Source organism: Leisingera caerulea DSM 24564, from assembly GCF_000473325.1.
In the GTDB taxonomy this organism is placed as follows: Bacteria; Pseudomonadota; Alphaproteobacteria; order Rhodobacterales; family Rhodobacteraceae; genus Leisingera; species Leisingera caerulea.
Genome location: NZ_KI421513.1, coordinates 3215250 through 3232562, shown reverse-complemented (window position 1 = coordinate 3232562; position 17313 = coordinate 3215250). Strand labels below are relative to the sequence as shown.

Genomic DNA, 17313 nt, shown 5'->3' with positions numbered 1-17313 from the left:
CGCCGTCTTTCTTTGGTCAGTGGCTGGGTTCAGGCAAACAGCTCATGCGCCAGCTCCAGCGCATTGATCAACGTGTCGACCTCTTCCTTAGTGTTGTAGAGGCCAAAGGACGCGCGGCAGGTCGCAGAAACACCCAGGTGATCCATCAGCGGCCCGGCGCAGTGATGGCCTGCACGCACCGCGACGCCTTTCTTGTCGAGAATGGTCGAGATGTCGTGGGCATGCGCGGCACCTTCCATGGTGAAGCTGAAAATAGCAGCCTTGCCAGGAGTTTGCCCCTGGACATTGATCCAATTCAACCCTGTCAGCCGCTCCATCGCATAGTCGCGCAGGCCGCCTTCGTGCCTGGCAATGTTCTCCATGCCGAGGTCCATCATGTATTCCAGTGCCACACCCAGCCCGATGGTCTGCACGATACCCGGCGTGCCGGCTTCGAACTTCATCGGCGGATCATTGTAGATGACCTGCTCCTTGGAGACTTCCTTGATCATGTCGCCGCCGCCAATGAACGGGCGCATTTCAGCCATGCGTTCGGGCTTGATGTAAATCGCGCCGGACGCGGACGGGCCATAGAGCTTGTGGCCGGTGATCGCATAGAAATCGCAGCCGATATCCTGCACGTCGACCGGCATATGCACCGCGCCTTGCGAGCCATCGACCAGCACCGGCACGCCCTTGGCATGGGCGCCTTGGCTGATCGCCTTGACGTCCACGACGGTGCCCAGCACGTTGGAGCACTGGGTGATCGCCACCAGCTTGGTCCTGGGGGTGATGGCGTCGATCACCTTCTGCGGGTCCAGGCTGCCGTCGGCCTCAGTGTCGACCCATTTCAGCACCACGCCCTGACGCTCGCGCAGGAAGTGCCAGGGCACGATGTTGGCGTGGTGCTCCATAACCGACAGGATGATCTCGTCTCCCGCCTCAAGCCGCGGCATCGCCCAGCCATAGGCCACCAGATTGATGCCCTCGGTAGTGCCGGAGTTCAGCACGATGGTGTTTTCGTCGCCCGCATTCAGGAACCGCGCAATGATGCCGCGGACGGCCTCATACTTCTCCGTCGCGAGATTGGAAAGGAAGTGCAAGCCACGGTGAACGTTGGAATACTCCTCCGCATACGCTTTGGTCACAGCGTCAATCACAACCTGCGGCTTCTGGGCTGAGGCACCGTTGTCGAGATAAGTCAGCGGTTTGCCGTTCACCTCACGCGAGAGGATCGGGAAATCGGCACGGATTTTTGCGACGTCATACATTTTCGGGCAGTCCCAGATTGGCTGGGCCGATCAGACCCACGATGAAGAGAAGGGCAAACACCAGGATCAGGCTGGCCATCAATACCACCCCAAGCGAGCGCCAGACGGAGCCGAACCTGTGCGCCGCGTTCACGAAATGCAAGAGAATAAAGAACACAACGATATTGGCGGCAATGTTCAGCAGCGCCCCCAGCGCCGGCAGGACCAGGAACACCACGACAATGGCACCGTTCAGCGCGGCCTGCAGCAATTGCAGCCAGGTGATCAGCGCCAGCAGCGATGGCAGGTCACCCTGCCCGCCCAGCCAGCGGCCGGTGGTTGCCAGCATCGCAATGAAGCTCAGCTGCAAGACCAGAATGACCGCAAAATAAGCGCCCGGCGCAAACCGCGGCAGCAGAACTTCCGGCGGCAACGGGAACAGGACCTGCTGCAGAGTATAGACGCAGGTGTTCAGCACCACGGACAGCAGGAACGCTGTCCACAGCGCCTCGCGCGGCCAATCGCGCGCCAGGATCTGCATCGCGGCGTCGCGCGGCGACTTGATTGTCAGCAGGGCAAATGCGGCCAGCGTATTCATGGCTTTGTCCAGTACCCTTGGATCATTCCGGATACCCAAAACCACAGGAACACCGCGCACCACAGTGCGCCCACCAGATTCAGCGCCGCACCGGCGCCGATGAAGCCTGCCACGAGGCCATTCAACAGGATCAGCGGGCTGGAGGCCAGAAACGCCCAGAACAGCGCCAGCCGGGCGCGGTAGGCATCACCCTGCCCGCCCGCGGCCCGGGCGATCCAATGCGCCACCAGCGCCAGAACATACAGAAGCAGTGGCGCGATGAACACGATGCCCAGCAGCGCGCCGCCCAGCAGCATGTTGAGCTCCTGTCCGGTCAGATGCGCCTCGCGGGCCAGTTTCGGCATCTGCGCCACAAAGGTCAGCACGCAGCCGGCGAGCAGAAACACCAGCAGCCGGTCTTCGCGGGCGCCCATGCTCAGAAGCCGCGCAAAAACCTTGCGCGGCCCCTTGTAGGTTGCGGGGATATCCGTGGTGACGGACATCAGCGGCGCCGGGCCAGCCAGCCTTCGAGGCGGGAGACGATGTCGGCCGCGATCTCCGCGTCTTCGATCTCATCCACCGCTTCTGCCAGGAAAGCCAGCGTCATCAGGTCGGTGGCTTCGGCATGCGGAACACCGCGGGAGCGCAGGTAGAACAGGCCTTCCTCGTCGATCGCACCAGAGGTCGAGCCATGCGAGCAGGCCACGTCGTCGGCATAGATCTCCAGTTCCGGCTTGGCCAGGAACTGGCTGTTTTCGTCCAGCAGCAAAGACTGTGAAATCTGATATCCGTCAGTCTTTTGCGCGCCTTCCTTCACCAGGATTTTGCCTTGGAACACGCCAGTGGCACCGTTGCGCAGCACCTTCTTGAACACCTGGCGGCTTTCGCAGTTCACCGCGTCATGGGTGATGAACACGGTGTCGTCGTGGTGGAAGTCGCCATCGCCCACGCAGGCGCCGGCGATATGGGCCACTGCGTCATCACCGGTCAGCTCGATCACCGCTTCATTGCGGGTCAGCACGCCGTTCACGGTCAGGGTGAAGGATTTGAACACCGACTCCGTTCCCAGGCGGGCGAACAGATGGGTCGCGGCGCGGCGCTCATGGTCGCGGCCCTGGGCACGCACCAGATGCAGCTTGCCGCCGTCGGCGATGTCGATCTCCATGCACTTGTTGAAGCGCGATGCCGCCGGGCCGTTTTCCAGGATCGTCACCTCGGCGCCGGTCTCAACGCGGATCACATGGTGCAGGATCGCGTCGGAGTTTTCGTCCGAATGCACATAGGTGAAGTTGATCGGCTTGGAGACTTTGCCAGTCACCCGGATCGCCACGCCATCTGTGGCAAAGGCAGTGTTCAGCGCTGCCAGCGGGCGCTCCACCGGAGTCTGGCCGCGGGCTTCAAGAACACCGTACAAGTCCTTGGCCCAATGGATATCTTTGCAGCAGATATCCTCGATCCGGTCAATGGCAATACCTTCCAAAGACAGGTCATCGGACGCCTCAGCATCGAACACGCCATCGACAAACACGATGTTCAGACGCTCAAAGGCGTTGAACATCGGGGCTTCGTCCGCGTGGAACACAGCCGCCTTGGGCGCCTCGGCCTGCACCAGCGTGTCCGGCTTGGTGTATTTCCAGTACTCGTCGCGGCGGCTGGGCAGACCCATGGTCTGGACCCGCGACAGAGCTGCCTCGCGGGCCGCCTTGAGGCAGCCGCTTTCCGGCAGGCTCAGCGCCGACAGCCGCGCCTCGGTTGCGCTTTGCTTGACTTCGGGCAGGGCCATTTACGCCTCCTCTGCCAGGATGCCGGCGTAACCGTTGTTTTCCACTTCCAGCGCCAGCTCGGGGCCGCCGGTTTTGACGATACGGCCGTTTGCCAGGATGTGCACCACGTCGGGTTTGATGTGGTCCAGCAGGCGCTGATAGTGGGTGATCACCAGGAAGCCGCGGCCTTCGTCACGCAGGGCGTTCACGCCTTCCGCCACCAGCTTCATCGCGTCGACGTCGAGGCCGGAGTCGGTCTCGTCCAGGATGCACAGCTTCGGCTCCAGCATCGCCATCTGCAGGATCTCGTTGCGCTTCTTCTCACCGCCGGAGAAGCCGACGTTGACCGGACGCTTCAGCATCTCGGCGTCGATCTTCAGGGTCTTCGCCTTGGCACGGATGATTTTCAGGAACTCGGAGGCCGACAGCTCTTCTTCGCCGCGGGCCTTGCGCTGTGCGTTCACGGCGGTGCGCAAGAAGGTCATGTTGCCGACGCCGGGGATTTCCACCGGGTACTGGAACGCCAGGAACATGCCGGCAGCGGCGCGCTCTTCCGGCTCCAGCTCCAGGATGTCCTCGCCCTCCAGCTCGGCAGAGCCTTCGGTCACTTCATAGCCATCGCGGCCCGACAGGACATAGGACAGGGTGGATTTTCCCGAACCGTTCGGCCCCATGATGGCATGAACTTTGCCAGCCTCGACCTTCAGGTCGACGCCTTTCAGGATTTGCTTGTCTTCATCTTCAAGCTTGACGTGCAAGTTTTTGATTTCGAGCATTTTTGCCTCTCGCATAGTACTGTTCCGGCAGCCGTCGGCGCCTAGAAGGTTTTGGTGTAAAGCGTCAGGATCTGGGTCAGATCCCGGCGCGGAAGTTCATCGGGGAGCAGCTCAAACCGGGCCATGCGGCCGCGGATTTCAACCGGCTTCACCCATTTTTCGACCTGCTTGTACAGCGCCCGCCCCGCGTAGTCGTCAAACAGCACAGTGACAGGCTGCTCCGTCCGCAGCATGACGGTCAGAAAGCAAGCCGCCCGGAAGCGGCCGTCTATCAGAACCAGATCCGGCGCCTCGAAGGTGTCGAGATCCCAGACGGAATTCGGATACTGGTGGAACCGCCGCCACATATCATTGTTCAGCGGCCGCCCCCACTTGCCGGTTTTGCCGACATTGGCGTGGTGCAGATGCACCTCGGACTTGGCCCCGGCCTGACGCAGGTACCGCTTCATCATGCGGTACCACATCTTGTCGGACTCGACGGAAAAGACCTTCTTCCCGCTCAGCTCAGACGCCAGCACGGTCGATCCGCCGCTGCCATACTCCAGGATGACCTTTGCATCCTGGTAATGGCTGCACACCCACTCCGCCTCTTCCGGCGGCAGGGTAAGCGCCGGGCGCTCAATCAGCTGCTCGTCCTTTGCCATGTCCAACTCCCGGCCGCCTAGCCCAGCACCACTGCGGTGCCGCTGGCCGAAACCATCAGCATGGATTGCCCGACCACTTCGTAATCCAGATCAACTCCGACCACGGCGTTGGCGCCTTTGGCCCGGGCGCGGTCTTCCAGCTCTGCCAGCGCGGTTTCGCGCGCGTCCTGCAGCTTGCTTTCATAGGCGCCGGAACGGCCGCCGACAATGTCGGTAATCTGGGCAAAAACATCCCGCACCACATTGGCGCCCATAATCGCCTCGCCCACCACGATGCCCTTGTATTCGGAAATCTGGTAGCCTTCGACGGAGTTTGTAGTGGTGACGATCATGCTCTTGCCTCCTTGCGGTGATGCCCAAGGGCCTGCCATCAGCCGACAGACCCTTCCAGCGAGATCGCAACCAGTTGCTGCGCTTCCATGGCGAACTCCATCGGCAGCGCCTGCAGCACGTCCTTGCAGAAGCCGTTGACCACCAGGGCCACTGCCTCTTCCTCATCCATGCCGCGCTGGCGGCAGTAGAACAGCTGGTCGTCGTCCACCTTGGAGGTGGTCGCCTCATGCTCCACGCGGGAGGAGTTGTTCTTGACCTCGATGTAAGGAACCGTGTGCGCCCCGCACTTGTCGCCGATCAGCAGCGAGTCGCACTGGGTGTAGTTTCGGCTGTCCTTGGCTTTCGGGTGCATCGACACCAGACCGCGGTAGGTGTTCTGCGCCTTGCCCGCCGAAATCCCCTTGGACACGATGCGCGACTTGGTGCGCTTGCCCAGGTGCACCATCTTGGTGCCGGTGTCGGCCTGCTGCATGTTGTTGGTGATCGCGATCGAGTAGAACTCGCCCTGGCTGTCGTCGCCGCGCAGGATGCAGGAGGGGTATTTCCAAGTCACGGCAGAGCCGGTTTCCACCTGGGTCCACATCACCTTGGCACGGTCGCCGCGGCAGTCGGCGCGTTTGGTCACGAAGTTGTAGATGCCGCCCTTGCCGTTCTCATCGCCCGGGTACCAGTTCTGGACGGTGGAGTATTTTACCTCGGCGTCTTCCTCGATGATGATTTCCACCACTGCGGCGTGAAGCTGCGCGGTGTCGCGCTGCGGCGCGGTGCAGCCTTCGAGGTAGGAGACGTAGGAGCCCTTGTCCGCGATGATCAGGGTGCGTTCGAACTGGCCGGTGTTTTCCGCGTTGATACGGAAATACGTCGACAGTTCCATCGGGCAGCGCACGCCCGGCGGCACATAGACAAACGAACCGTCAGAGAACACGGCGGAGTTCAGGGTCGCATAGAAGTTGTCGGAAACCGGAACCACCGAGCCCAGGTATTTCTTCACCAGCTCAGGGTGTTCGCGGATCGCCTCGGAGATCGAGCAGAAAATGACACCCGCTTCCTTAAGCTCTTTCTGGAAGGTGGTGCCAACGGAGACGGAGTCGAAAACCGCATCCACGGCGACCTTGCGGCCTTCCTCCGGGGTCTCGCCTGCGCCCTCGACGCCGGCCAGAATCATTTGTTCTTTCAGCGGGATACCCAGCTTTTCGTAGGTCGCCAGCAGCTTGGGATCGACCTCATCCAGCGATTTGGGCTTGGTTTCCATCGACTTGGGCCGGGCATAGTAATACTGGTCCTGAAAGTCGATTTCAGGGTAATCGACCATCGCCCAGTCGGGCTCTTCCTTTTGCAGCCAGCGTTCATAGGCCGCCAGCCGCCAGTCGGTCATCCACTCCGGCTCTTCGTTTTTCTCCGAGATCAGCCGGACGATATCCGGGGTCAGCCCCTTGGGGGCGTATTCCATCTCGATATCGGTCTCCCAGCCGTATTTGTAAGCGCCGCCTACCTCGCGGACTGCGTCCACGGTTTCCTGGTCAACACCTTCCTTGACTTGGGTCTGGTCCAAAGCGGCCATTGTCATCTCCTCACTCACGCTGCACGGGCGCGATGTTTCTTTTCTTTTTGCAGCCACGCATCGGCAAAGCGCAGCACGTCGTCTTCCGTTGTCTGAGGCCCCAGCGACACGCGCACTGCGCCTTGTGCCGTGGCCTCGTCGTATCCCATGGCGGTCAGAACCGCGCTGGCGCGCACCTTGCCGCTGGAACAGGCGCTGCCGGCGCTGATGGAAAATCCCGCCAGGTCCATTTGCATGACCTGGGTCTCGCCCTTCCAGCCCGGCGTTGCGAAACACAGGGTGTTCGGCAGCCGCTTCTGATCCTTCCCGACAAAAATAGTATGGCTTGCGCCAGACACAAGCGCCTTTTCTAGAATATTTCTAAGTTCCGCAACCCTGTCCCAGACGCCATTGGCCAGATCTTTGCCAGCCGCTTCAGCTGCGGCGCCGAAGCCCGCGATTCCAATGACATTTTCGGTGCCGGAGCGGCGCCCCATTTCCTGGCCGCCGCCCTTGATCTGCGCAGGCAGTTCTGTGCCGCGCTTCATCACCACGGCACCTATGCCCTTGGGGCCGCCCAGTTTATGCGCCGAAATCAGCGCCATCCGGGCACCCAGCCAGTTGAACGCCACCGGCAGTTTACCGAAGGCTTGGGTCGCATCCGTGACGGCCAACCCTTCCGGCAGGCGCTGCACAATCCCCGTTTCCGAGTTGGCCAACTGCAAGGTTGACGCGGCGGGATCAGTGATGCCCACCGCACCGTCTGAACCTACAGTCAGATCCTCGACCGTCCAGGCGCGCACCGCGTCATGCTCCACCGGCGCACCATGCAGGCCGCGGCCGGCCAGCGCCAGCGCCGCGCCTTCGGTCGAGCCGGAGGTGAACACGATATCCGCCCCATCCGCGCCAAAAGCGGCCGCCACCTGCGCCCGCGCCTTTTCCACCAGCGCCTTGGCAGCCCGGCCCTCGGCATGGACCGAAGACGGGTTGCCGCAGACATCCATCGCCGCAATCATCGCAGCCCGTGCTTCGGGACGCAGAATGGCGGTGGCGTTATGATCGAGATAAACACGTTTCATGGATGCATCTTTTTGCGGATCGCTGCCGTCTCATACGCTGCGCAGATCCGTTTCGCAAAGCCTTCCCGCCGCTTCCGCGCGCAATATACGCTTTTTGAAGAAAGAACTCTGAGCGGTTTCCGCTCCGCCTCAGTCATCGACAACCGCGAACAGGCTTGGCACCGCCGGGCACGGCGCCAGATCATTCTTGATCACATCCGACAGGCGGGTCTGGTGCAGGAACACATAAACATGCGCGCTGAGGCCCTCCCACAGGCGGTTGGTCAGCGACTGCGCCCGGCTGCCGGACAGCGCCCCGGAGGCGCCTGCCCCTTTGTGCATGGCATCCACTGTTTCATCTACGGCGGACAGCACATCGACAACCCGGATTTCCGAGGCCGGCTTGGCCAGCCGGTAGCCGCCGCCGGGGCCGCGCACGGATTCAACCAGCCCGGCGCGGCGCAATTTGACAAATAACTGCTCAAGATACGGCAAGGAGATATCCTGACGCTTGGAGATATCGCCCAATGGCACCAGATCGCTCTGCGTCTGCAGCGCAATGTCGGCCAGCGCGACCATGGCATAGCGCCCCTTGGTGGAAAGCTTCATCTATGTCTCCTCGAAATCAGGACAGCCACGCGAAAACATTGACCTTGCCCGCGTCTGTGCGTATCTCAGCCTGACGGTGTTCGGCCCCGGCCTGCGCCCTTGATTAGAACCGTTCTAAGATGCCTGACGGAACCCGTCAAGTATTCTGCCGGCAGACCCGAAAACGAGATTAGGATTTAAACCGCCCATGCCCGAGGTCATCTTTCCCGGACCCGAAGGCCGCCTCGAAGGCCGCTATCACCCGCAAAAAGAAAAAGACGCCCCGATCGCCATCGTGCTGCACCCGCATCCGCAGTTCGGCGGCACCATGAACAATAAGGTGGTCTACAACCTCCACTATGCGTTCTACAACATGGGCTTCACCGTACTGCGGTTCAACTTCCGCGGCGTCGGCCGCAGCCAGGGCGAATACGACCAGGGCGTGGGCGAGCTGTCCGATGCCGCCTCGGCGCTGGATTACCTGCAGTCGATGAACTCCAACTCCAAGCATTGCTGGGTTGCGGGCTTCTCCTTTGGCGCCTGGATCGGCATGCAGCTCCTGATGCGCCGCCCGGAGATCACCGGATTCATCTCGGTCGCGCCGCCCGCCAACATGTACGACTTCTCGTTCCTGGCGCCCTGCCCGTCCTCCGGCCTGATCATCAACGGCACCGCCGACCGCGTGGCCCCGCCCGCCGATACCGCCAACCTGGTCAGCAAGCTGCACGAGCAGAAGGGCATCACCATCACCCACACCGAGATCGAGGGCGCGGACCACTTCTTCCAGGATCCGTATATGGACACGATGATCGGCAACGTGACCGATTACGTTAAGCGCCGCCTGACGGAGACCTCCCGCTGATGAGCACAATCGAGACGCTGGCCCAAAAACTGGCGGTCGATACACTCAAAGTTCAGGACGCCAGCGGCGAGGACCGGCTGTATGTGGAGGTGGGCCAGGTGCTTGGCGCCGCCTCCCAGTCGCTCGAAGAAGCCTTCCTCACGGAAATCCGGGTGCGCCTGGCGGAACGCAAGGCGCGCGAGTTTCTCAATCAGAAAGTCGCCGCGCTGCAAGCGCAGCTGGAAACAAGGGCTGAGACATGAGCGACCGGCTGCACGCGCAATTTGCCTTCCTGCTGGAAGCTGACAAGCTGCGCCGGGTCGAGCGCCAGAACCTGATCCTGGACTGCAGCCGCCGCGAAAACTCAGCCGAGCACAGCTGGCATCTGGCGCTTTATGCGCTGGTGCTGGCCCCCTTCGCAGAGCCGGAGGTGAACATTTTCCGCGCCATCCGGATGCTTCTGCTGCATGATCTGGTGGAAATCGACGCGGGCGACCACCCGATCACCGATGAGGTGGACTGGGACGCCGTCGCCCGGTCGGAACAGGCCGCGGCGGACCGGCTGTTCGGAATGCTGCCGGCGGAACAGGGCGCAGAATTCCTGACGCTGTGGCAGGAGTTCGAAGCGGCGCAAACCGCGGATGCGCGGTTTGCCAAGCGGGTCGATCACTGCCAGCCGGTGTTTCAGACGCTTTACGGTGCTGAGCCTCTGGACTGGCATGTCGATGTGGTGCGCCAGAACCTTTACGGCGGCCGCGCCGCCGCGCTGGAGCACGACCTGCCGGAAGCCTTCCATCATGCGCTGGCCCTGCTGGGCGAAGACACCGGATATGACTGCAGCCGCCTGACGGAACGCCTGCAGTTCCTGAATGAGGCCGACAAGCTGAAGCTGATAATCCGCGCGTCCAAGCTGGGCGACGGCTCGCGGCATGAAAACTCGGCAGAACACAGCTGGCACATCATGCTTTACGCGTGGGTACTGTCAGAACACAGCGCCAATGCGGCCGATGTGGACCGGGTACTGCAAATGCTGCTGCTGCACGATCTGGTGGAAATCGACGCAGGCGATGCACCGATCCACGGTGTGGTGGATCCCGCCGCGCTCGCGGCGCTGGCAGCCGAGGAGCAAGCCGCAGCTGACCGTCTGTTTGGTCTGCTGCCCTTAGATCAGGGCGGGCCGATGCGCGCCATCTGGGAGGAGTTCGAGGCCGCCGAAAGCGCCGATGCTGTCTATGCCAAGTCCATCGACCGGGTGCAGCCGGTGCTGCTCAACCTGCTGAACGGCGGCGGCAGCTGGGTCGATTACGACGTGACCCTGCCGCAGCTTGAGGCCCGTGTCGGCACAAAGGTCAGCCGCGGCACGCCCGGGGTCTGGAACCACGTGCGGTCACAGATTGAACCTTGGTTCCGGCAGGCCGGGCGCCTGTAACAGCAGCCGCCCGCGCGCTGAACATCACTCCAGAAACGGCTGAAAAGGCAGTATTTCCGCCCCCTCGCCGGTCAGCGTCAGAAAGGCGCCCGGCTTCAGCTCGTTCCAGGCTTCCCCGGTCTGCTCCAGCGGCTCCGACACCACGGCCCAGCCGTTCATGCTGCTGCTCCAGCGGTAATAGACCGAGGGCGCAATGCTGTCTGAGGAATAGCGCGCCGCATAGAGCCTCTGCCCGTCCGACATCGCCACGGACAGGCGCATGTGCGGCGTGCTTCCTCTCGCGCGGGACAAGGCCTCCATCCGCGCAACCGCCCGCTCCAGCGCCGCCTTCGGATCTCCATCCAGGCCTTGCTGCAAGGCGAGAAGAAACAGCACCTCGCTGTCGGTCGCCCCTTTGCGGTGCTCATACAGCTCATCCGGTATGCACATGTCGGCGTGGCGGCGGAACTTCTCAAAGCCGCCGACCTGTCCGTTATGCATGAAACTCCACCGGCCTGCGGTGAACGGGTGGCAGTTGTTACGGCTGGTTGCGGACCCCGTCGAGGCCCGCACATGCGCCAGAAACAGACCCGATTTCACCTGCCGCACCAGCGCCCGGAGATTGCAGTCCGACCAGGCCGGATACACGTCGCGGTACAGGCCCGGCTCCGGGCGCTGGCCGTACCAGGCGATGCCGAACCCGTCGCCATTGGTTGCCGTCTTGCACTCTGCCGCTTTCTGGCTTTGGGCAATCAGAGAATGCGCGGGTATCGAAATGATGTCTTCCAGGAACACATCGGTACCCGAATAGGCAGCCCAGCGGCACATGTGGCAGTCCCTCCGCTCTCATTTGGGAATCGGATCAGCGTTTTATCTTTCGCTGGAAAATCGGAATAATCTCCTAAGTATTGCCCAGCTGATAGTCCAGTGTATCCGCGCACAGTCCTCTGTTCACCGCCGCAGCAGGCGTAAAAGCGTCAGCCGGTGACGCATCGGGACTTCCTTGAAGGCTGCGGATACGGTACCGGGGAAACAGGCCCGCCGCCGCGGGAGCCAGCGCGCAGAACGGAGGCAGGGATGCCGGTACATTATTTCTACCTGATCATTGCGGTAGCAGCAGAGACCATCGGCACCACAGCGCTGCAGGCCAGCCAGCAGTTTTCCCGGCTTGGGCCGTCGCTGATCGTGCTGGTGGCCTATGCCTTCTCCTTCTACATGATGGGGCTGACGCTCAAATTCATGCCGGTGGGGGTTGTCTATGCCATCTGGTCCGGTCTCGGCATCCTGCTGATTGCGGTGATTGCGTTTTTTGTCTTCGGGCAAAAGCTGGACCTGCCCGCGGTCATCGGAATGGTGCTGATCATGTCCGGGATCGTCATCATCCATCTGTTTTCCAAGTCCTCCGGCCACTGATCCGCGCTAGAAAACGCCTCAGGGCGGTTTTCCTCTGGCCTTTGCGCGGGGTTCGGGCTATGCGCGGCCCAACTTCCTTACAAAGGCGAACGTCATGGACTTGCGCAACATTGCGATCATTGCTCACGTTGACCACGGCAAAACCACCCTGGTTGACGAGCTGCTGAAACAATCCGGCGCCTTCCGCGAAAATCAGGCTGTGGCGGAACGCGCCATGGACAGCAACGATCTTGAGCGCGAGCGCGGCATCACTATTTTTGCCAAACCCACCTCGGTCGAGTGGAACGGCACCCGGATCAACATCGTTGACACCCCCGGCCACGCCGATTTCGGCGGCGAGGTGGAGCGGATCCTGTCGATGGTCGACGGCGTGGTGCTGCTTGTGGACGCTGCCGAAGGCCCGATGCCGCAGACCAAATTCGTGACCTCCAAGGCGCTGGCCCTGGGCCTGCGCCCGATTGTGGTGCTGAACAAGGTCGACAAGCCCGATGCCGAACCCGACCGCGCGCTGGACGAATGCTTTGACCTCTTTGCGTCTCTGGATGCAAATGAGGACCAGCTGGACTTCCCGCACATGTACGCCTCCGGCCGCAACGGCTGGGCCGACGCGGAGCTGGACGGCCCCCGCAAGGATCTGCACGCGCTGTTCAACCTGATTGTGAACCACGTGCCGGAACCCAAGCAGATCAAGCGTCAGAACGACGACTTCCGGATGCTGGCGACCACGCTTGGCAGCGACCCGTTTGTGGGCCGCCTTCTGACCGGCCGCGTCGAATCCGGCACCCTCAAAGTAGGTGCCACCGTGCAGGCGCTGACCCGCATGGGCCAGAAAATCGAGCAGTTCCGCGTCACCCGGATTCAGGCTTTCCGCGGCCTGGCCCAGCAGGACATCGAAGAAGCCCAGGCAGGCGACATCGTGTCCATCGCCGGAATGGCCAAGGCCACTGTGGCTGACACCATCTGTGCTCTGGCCGTGGACGAACCGCTGGACGCCCAGCCGATCGACCCGCCCACCATCACCGTGACCTTCGGCATCAATGACAGCCCCCTGGCCGGCCGTGACGGCAAAAAGGTTCAGTCCCGCGTCATCCGCGACCGTCTGATGAAAGAGGCTGAATCCAACGTCGCCATCAAGATCGCCGATACCCCCGGCGGCGAGGCGTTTGAGGTTTCGGGCCGTGGCGAACTGCAGATGGGTGTTTTGATCGAAAACATGCGCCGCGAAGGGTTCGAGCTGTCGATCTCCCGCCCGCAGGTGATCATGAAGGAAGTCGACGGCGTCCGCATGGAGCCGATCGAAGAAGCCACCATCGACGTGGACGACGAATACTCCGGCGCGGTGATCGAAAAGCTGACCGGCGCCCGCAAGGGTGAGCTGGTGGAGATGAAACCGGCAGGCGCAGGCAAGACCCGCATCATTGCACATGTGCCGTCGCGCGGCCTCATCGGCTATCACGGCGAGTTTCTGACCGACACCCGCGGCACCGGCGTGCTGAACCGCGTGTTCCACGGCTGGGCACCGCACAAGGGTTCGATCCCGGGCCGCCGTGCCGGCGTGCTGATCTCGATGGAAAACGGCCAGTCGGTTGCTTACGCGCTGTGGAACCTGGAAGAGCGCGGCAAGATGATGATCGGTGCCCAGGCTGACGTCTACACCGGCATGATCATCGGGGAACACTCCCGTGACAACGATCTGGAAGTGAACCCGCTGAAGGGCAAGAAGCTGACCAACGTGCGCGCCTCCGGCACTGACGAGGCCGTGCGCCTGACCACGCCGATGACGCTCTCTCTGGAAGAAGCGATTGCCTACATCAACGACGACGAACTGGTTGAGGTGACACCGAACAGCGTGCGCCTGCGCAAGCGCTATCTGGACCCGCATGAGCGCAAGCGGATGTCCAAGGCCGCAAGCTGACCCAAACCGGAAAAGGCGCCTTCGGGCGCCTTTTTCTTGCGGCGGGCCTGCACTGCCGCACAGCAAAAAGGGGCACCCAAGGCGCCCCTTCATCTTTCCCGAAAATACTCAAAAAAGGCGGCAGAGCCGCCACGAGCACCAGCCTTTACTCGCTGGTCTCCACCACCATCAGCTCCCGCTCGGAGGCGCCGCGCGCGTGGTCCAGCGCTTCCTGGTATTCCGGGCTGTGATAACAATCGACAGCCGCCTCGACGCTCGGGAACCGGGCCACCACGTTGCGCGGGCGCTCCGTGCCCTCCAGCTGCACGAACCGGCCGCCGCGGGCGATGAACTCGCCGCCATGCTTGGCAATGGCCGGGCCTGCCAGTTCAGCGTATTTGCCATAGGCATCGGCATCGGTGACGGTCACATGTGCAATCCAAAGCGCGGGCATCGGAGCCTCCCAGTATTATGATCTTTCCGGCAGCTTAGGCAGTTTGCCGGAAAGACCAAGTGTTTTTTGACCAAATGGTCAGCCAGCCAGCACGGCCTCCGCGGCCTTGATGGCTTCCTCAGCGCCGGAGAAGTCCTTGCCGCCGCCCTGGGCCATGTCCGGACGGCCGCCGCCGCCCTTGCCGCCAACAGCCGGAACCGCGGCTTTCAGTACGTCCACGGCAGAGACTTCGCCGGTCAGATCGTCGGTCACGCCGGCGGCCACGGCCACCTTTCCATCATCCTCGGCGATCAGCAGGATTACACCGGACCCGATGTTCTGTTTGTGCTTGTCGATGAGACCGCGCAGGTCCTTGCCGGAAACGCCCTGCAGCGCTTGGGCCAGGAACTTCTTGCCATTCACCTCCTTAGCCTCGGCACCGCCGCCGGAACCACCGCCCATGGCGATCTGCTGCTTGAGATTGGAAATCTCATTCTGCAGCGCCTTTCGCTCATCCATCATCGCCTTGAGGCGGTCCAGAACTTCTGCAGGCTGCGCCTTCAGCGCGCCAGCAACCTCAGCCATGCGGCCCGCTTCGCGCTCCAGATGCTCAACAGCTGCCGCACCGGTCAGCGCCTCAATCCGGCGGACGCCGGCCGAAGACGCGCTGTCGCCCAGAATCACGAAGGTGCCGATGTCGCCGGTCTGCTTCACATGGGTGCCGCCGCACAGCTCAATCGAGTAGGTGTCGCCGTCATGGCCCTTGCCGGTTGGCGCACGGCCCATGGAGACCACGCGGACCTCGTCGCCGTATTTCTCGCCGAACAGCGCCTGGGCGCCCAGATCGCGCGCATCATCCGGGGTCATGATCCGGGTGGAGACCGGCGTGTTCTGGCGGATGAAATCATTCACTTCCGCACCGACTTTGGCCAGCTCATCAGCACTCATCGCCTTGTTGTGGCTGAAGTCAAAGCGCAGACGGTCAGCAGCATTCAGCGAGCCCTTCTGCGCCACATGTTCACCCAATGCGTTGCGCAGCGCTTCGTGCAGCAGGTGCGTGGCGGAGTGGTTGGCACGGATCTTGCTGCGGCGGTCGTGGTCCACTTCCATCGTCGCGCCCTGCCCGGCGGCTACCTCGCCCTCGGTCACCTCGGCGATGTGCAGGAACAGCCCCTCCACCTTCTTGGTGTCGGTGATGCGGGCTGCGCCGCCTTCCACGGTCAGCACCCCGGTGTCGCCCACCTGGCCGCCGGCTTCGCCATAGAACGGCGTCTGGTTCAGGATGATCTGAACCGTCTCGCCCTTGGACGCGGATTGCAGCTGTGCACCGTCCTTGACGATGGCCGCGATCTGGCCTTCGGCCTTCTCGGTCTCATAGCCCAGGAAATCAGTCGGACCCACGGCGTCCAGAATGTCGAAGTAGACCTTCACGTCCGCGGCTTCACCCAGCCCGATGCCGCCAGCGCGGGACTGCTCCTTCTGCGCTTTCATGGCAGCGTCAAAGCCGTCGGTGTCGACTTCAATTTCCTTGACCCGCAGCGCGTCCTGCGTCAGGTCGAGCGGGAAGCCGTAGGTGTCATACAGTTTGAAAGCGGTCTCGCCCGGCAGCACGTCGCCCTGCCCCAGATCGGCAGAGGCTTCGTCCAGCAGTTTCAAGCCACGGTCCAGGGTCTTGAGGAAACGGGTTTCCTCCTGCTCAAAGGTCTCTTCGATCAGCGCCTGGCCCTGACCAAGCTCCGGATAGGCCGCGCCCATCTTCTGAACCAGCGACGGCACCAGCTTGTGCATCACCGGATCGGTGGCGCCCAGCAGCGATGCGTGGCGCATCGCGCGGCGCATGATCCGGCGCAGAACGTAGCCGCGGCCCTCGTTCGACGGCAGCACGCCCTCGGCAATCAGGAACGAGCAGGACCGCAGGTGATCGGCGATCACCCGGTGATGCACATTCTGGTCGCCGAACGGATCGGTGTTCGTGACATTCGCCGAGGCTTCGATCAGCGCCTTGAACAGGTCGGTTTCGTAGTTGTCGTGGGTGCCCTGCAGCAGTGCCGCAATCCGCTCCAGCCCCATGCCGGTGTCGATGGACTGCATGTCCAGGTCCACCATGGTGCCGTCGGCGAAGCGCTCGTTCTGCATGAAGACGAGGTTCCAGATCTCGATAAAGCGGTCGCCGTCTTCCTCGGGCGAGCCCGGAGGGCCGCCCCAGATGTGGTCGCCGTGGTCATAGAAGATCTCGGTGCAGGGTCCGCAGGGGCCGGTGTCGCCCATCTGCCAGAAGTTGTCGGAGGTTGCGATCCGGATGATCCGGTCCTCCGGCACGCCCATCTTCTTCCAGATTTCAAAGGCCTCGTCATCAGTGTGATAGACGGTGGTGTACAGCCGGTCCTTCGGAATATCGAATTCCTTGGTGATCAGCTCCCAGGCAAAGGGGATCGCCTCTTCCTTGAAGTAATCGCCAAAGGAGAAGTTGCCGAGCATCTCAAAGAACGTGTGGTGGCGCGCGGTATAGCCCACGTTGTCTAGGTCGTTGTGCTTGCCGCCTGCGCGGACGCATTTCTGCGACGATGTCGCGCGTTTGTAGTCGCGCGTTTCCACCCCGGTGAAGCAGTTTTTGAACTGCACCATGCCGGAGTTGGTGAACATCAGCGTCGGATCGTTGCGCGGCACCAGCGGGCTGGAGTCGACGACCTCATGCCCCTGTTTGGCAAAGTAGTTCAGAAAGGTAGAGCGGATATCGTTGAGCGTCGGCATATGCGGGATCTCTTGCGGGCTTAAAAACAAGCGTTCCGGGCAGGTTTACCCGCCTGCCGGGGCAC

General features: G+C 62.2%; 18 protein-coding genes. 5 read left to right on the top strand and 13 right to left on the bottom strand.

Features of this window, described 5'->3' with window-relative positions:
* Positions 1-29: 29 nt before the first annotated feature.
* The 10 genes from CAER_RS0122970 to iscR form a co-directional block, all read right to left on the bottom strand.
* Complete coding sequence (locus CAER_RS0122970; RefSeq protein ID WP_027237571.1) at positions 30-1250, bottom strand: cysteine desulfurase; 1221 nt, start codon at positions 1248-1250, stop codon at positions 30-32.
* Positions 1243-1827, bottom strand: coding sequence for a YIP1 family protein (locus CAER_RS0122965; RefSeq protein WP_027237570.1), 585 nt, complete (start codon positions 1825-1827; stop codon positions 1243-1245). Before CAER_RS0122965 ends, CAER_RS0122970 begins: the two co-directional genes overlap by 8 nt.
* On the bottom strand, positions 1824-2309 hold the full coding sequence (locus tag CAER_RS0122960) for a YIP1 family protein (protein ID WP_027237569.1): 486 nt from the start codon (positions 2307-2309) through the stop codon (positions 1824-1826). The genes CAER_RS0122965 and CAER_RS0122960 overlap by 4 nt, the downstream gene beginning before the upstream one ends.
* On the bottom strand, positions 2309-3589 hold the full coding sequence (locus CAER_RS0122955) for a SufB/SufD family protein (RefSeq protein ID WP_027237568.1): 1281 nt from the start codon (positions 3587-3589) through the stop codon (positions 2309-2311). The genes CAER_RS0122960 and CAER_RS0122955 overlap by 1 nt, the downstream gene beginning before the upstream one ends.
* Positions 3590-4345, bottom strand: a complete 756-nt coding sequence (gene sufC / locus CAER_RS0122950; RefSeq protein ID WP_027237567.1) for a Fe-S cluster assembly ATPase SufC — start codon at positions 4343-4345, stop codon at positions 3590-3592. It abuts the gene before it with no gap.
* A gap of 41 nt (positions 4346-4386) precedes the next feature.
* Positions 4387-4989: a hypothetical protein gene (locus tag CAER_RS0122945; protein WP_036797543.1), complete on the bottom strand. Its 603-nt coding sequence runs from the start codon at positions 4987-4989 to the stop codon at positions 4387-4389.
* A 17-nt stretch (positions 4990-5006) separates the two neighbouring features.
* The gene (locus CAER_RS0122940) at positions 5007-5321 is read right to left on the bottom strand and encodes a YbjQ family protein (protein ID WP_027237565.1); all 315 of its coding nucleotides are present in this window, start codon (positions 5319-5321) and stop codon (positions 5007-5009) included.
* Positions 5322-5359: 38 nt separating this feature from the next.
* Positions 5360-6883: a Fe-S cluster assembly protein SufB gene (sufB, locus tag CAER_RS0122935; protein WP_027237564.1), complete on the bottom strand. Its 1524-nt coding sequence runs from the start codon at positions 6881-6883 to the stop codon at positions 5360-5362.
* 14 nt (positions 6884-6897) lie between these two features.
* On the bottom strand, positions 6898-7941 hold the full coding sequence (locus tag CAER_RS0122930; RefSeq protein ID WP_027237563.1) for a cysteine desulfurase family protein: 1044 nt from the start codon (positions 7939-7941) through the stop codon (positions 6898-6900).
* 129 nt (positions 7942-8070) lie between these two features.
* Positions 8071-8529, bottom strand: a complete 459-nt coding sequence (gene iscR, locus CAER_RS0122925) for a Fe-S cluster assembly transcriptional regulator IscR (RefSeq protein WP_027237562.1) — start codon at positions 8527-8529, stop codon at positions 8071-8073.
* A gap of 187 nt (positions 8530-8716) precedes the next feature.
* On the opposite strand from iscR, the gene CAER_RS0122920 reads away from it, so the two are divergent.
* Genes CAER_RS0122920 through CAER_RS0122910 form a run of 3 tightly spaced genes read left to right on the top strand, consistent with a single transcriptional unit; the run spans position 8717 to position 10778 of the window.
* On the top strand, positions 8717-9370 hold the full coding sequence (locus tag CAER_RS0122920) for an alpha/beta hydrolase (protein WP_027237561.1): 654 nt from the start codon (positions 8717-8719) through the stop codon (positions 9368-9370).
* The gene (locus CAER_RS0122915; protein ID WP_027237560.1) at positions 9370-9612 is read left to right on the top strand and encodes a hypothetical protein; all 243 of its coding nucleotides are present in this window, start codon (positions 9370-9372) and stop codon (positions 9610-9612) included. The genes CAER_RS0122920 and CAER_RS0122915 overlap by 1 nt, the downstream gene beginning before the upstream one ends.
* A complete protein-coding gene (locus CAER_RS0122910; RefSeq protein ID WP_027237559.1) occupies positions 9609-10778 on the top strand; it encodes an HD domain-containing protein in 1170 nt (389 codons plus the stop codon). Before CAER_RS0122915 ends, CAER_RS0122910 begins: the two co-directional genes overlap by 4 nt.
* 24 nt (positions 10779-10802) lie before the next feature.
* Here CAER_RS0122910 and CAER_RS0122905 read toward each other — a convergent pair whose 3' ends face one another.
* Positions 10803-11585 (bottom strand): class II glutamine amidotransferase, encoded by a 783-nt coding sequence (locus tag CAER_RS0122905; RefSeq protein ID WP_027237558.1) that lies wholly within the window; start codon positions 11583-11585, stop codon positions 10803-10805.
* Positions 11586-11834: 249 nt separating this feature from the next.
* Here CAER_RS0122905 and CAER_RS0122900 point away from each other — a divergent pair, with 249 nt between their 5' ends.
* Together CAER_RS0122900 and typA are read left to right on the top strand one after the other, a co-directional pair.
* On the top strand, positions 11835-12170 hold the full coding sequence (locus CAER_RS0122900; protein WP_027237557.1) for a DMT family transporter: 336 nt from the start codon (positions 11835-11837) through the stop codon (positions 12168-12170).
* 94 nt (positions 12171-12264) lie between these two features.
* A complete protein-coding gene (typA, locus tag CAER_RS0122895; protein ID WP_027237556.1) occupies positions 12265-14085 on the top strand; it encodes a translational GTPase TypA in 1821 nt (606 codons plus the stop codon).
* Positions 14086-14230: 145 nt separating this feature from the next.
* Here the strand turns inward: typA and CAER_RS0122890 are convergent, their stop codons facing one another.
* The gene (locus CAER_RS0122890) at positions 14231-14518 is read right to left on the bottom strand and encodes a DUF1330 domain-containing protein (RefSeq protein ID WP_027237555.1); all 288 of its coding nucleotides are present in this window, start codon (positions 14516-14518) and stop codon (positions 14231-14233) included.
* Positions 14519-14596: 78 nt separating this feature from the next.
* Positions 14597-17248, bottom strand: a complete 2652-nt coding sequence (alaS, locus tag CAER_RS0122885) for an alanine--tRNA ligase (RefSeq protein WP_027237554.1) — start codon at positions 17246-17248, stop codon at positions 14597-14599.
* Between the last annotated feature and the right edge of the window lie 65 nt (positions 17249-17313).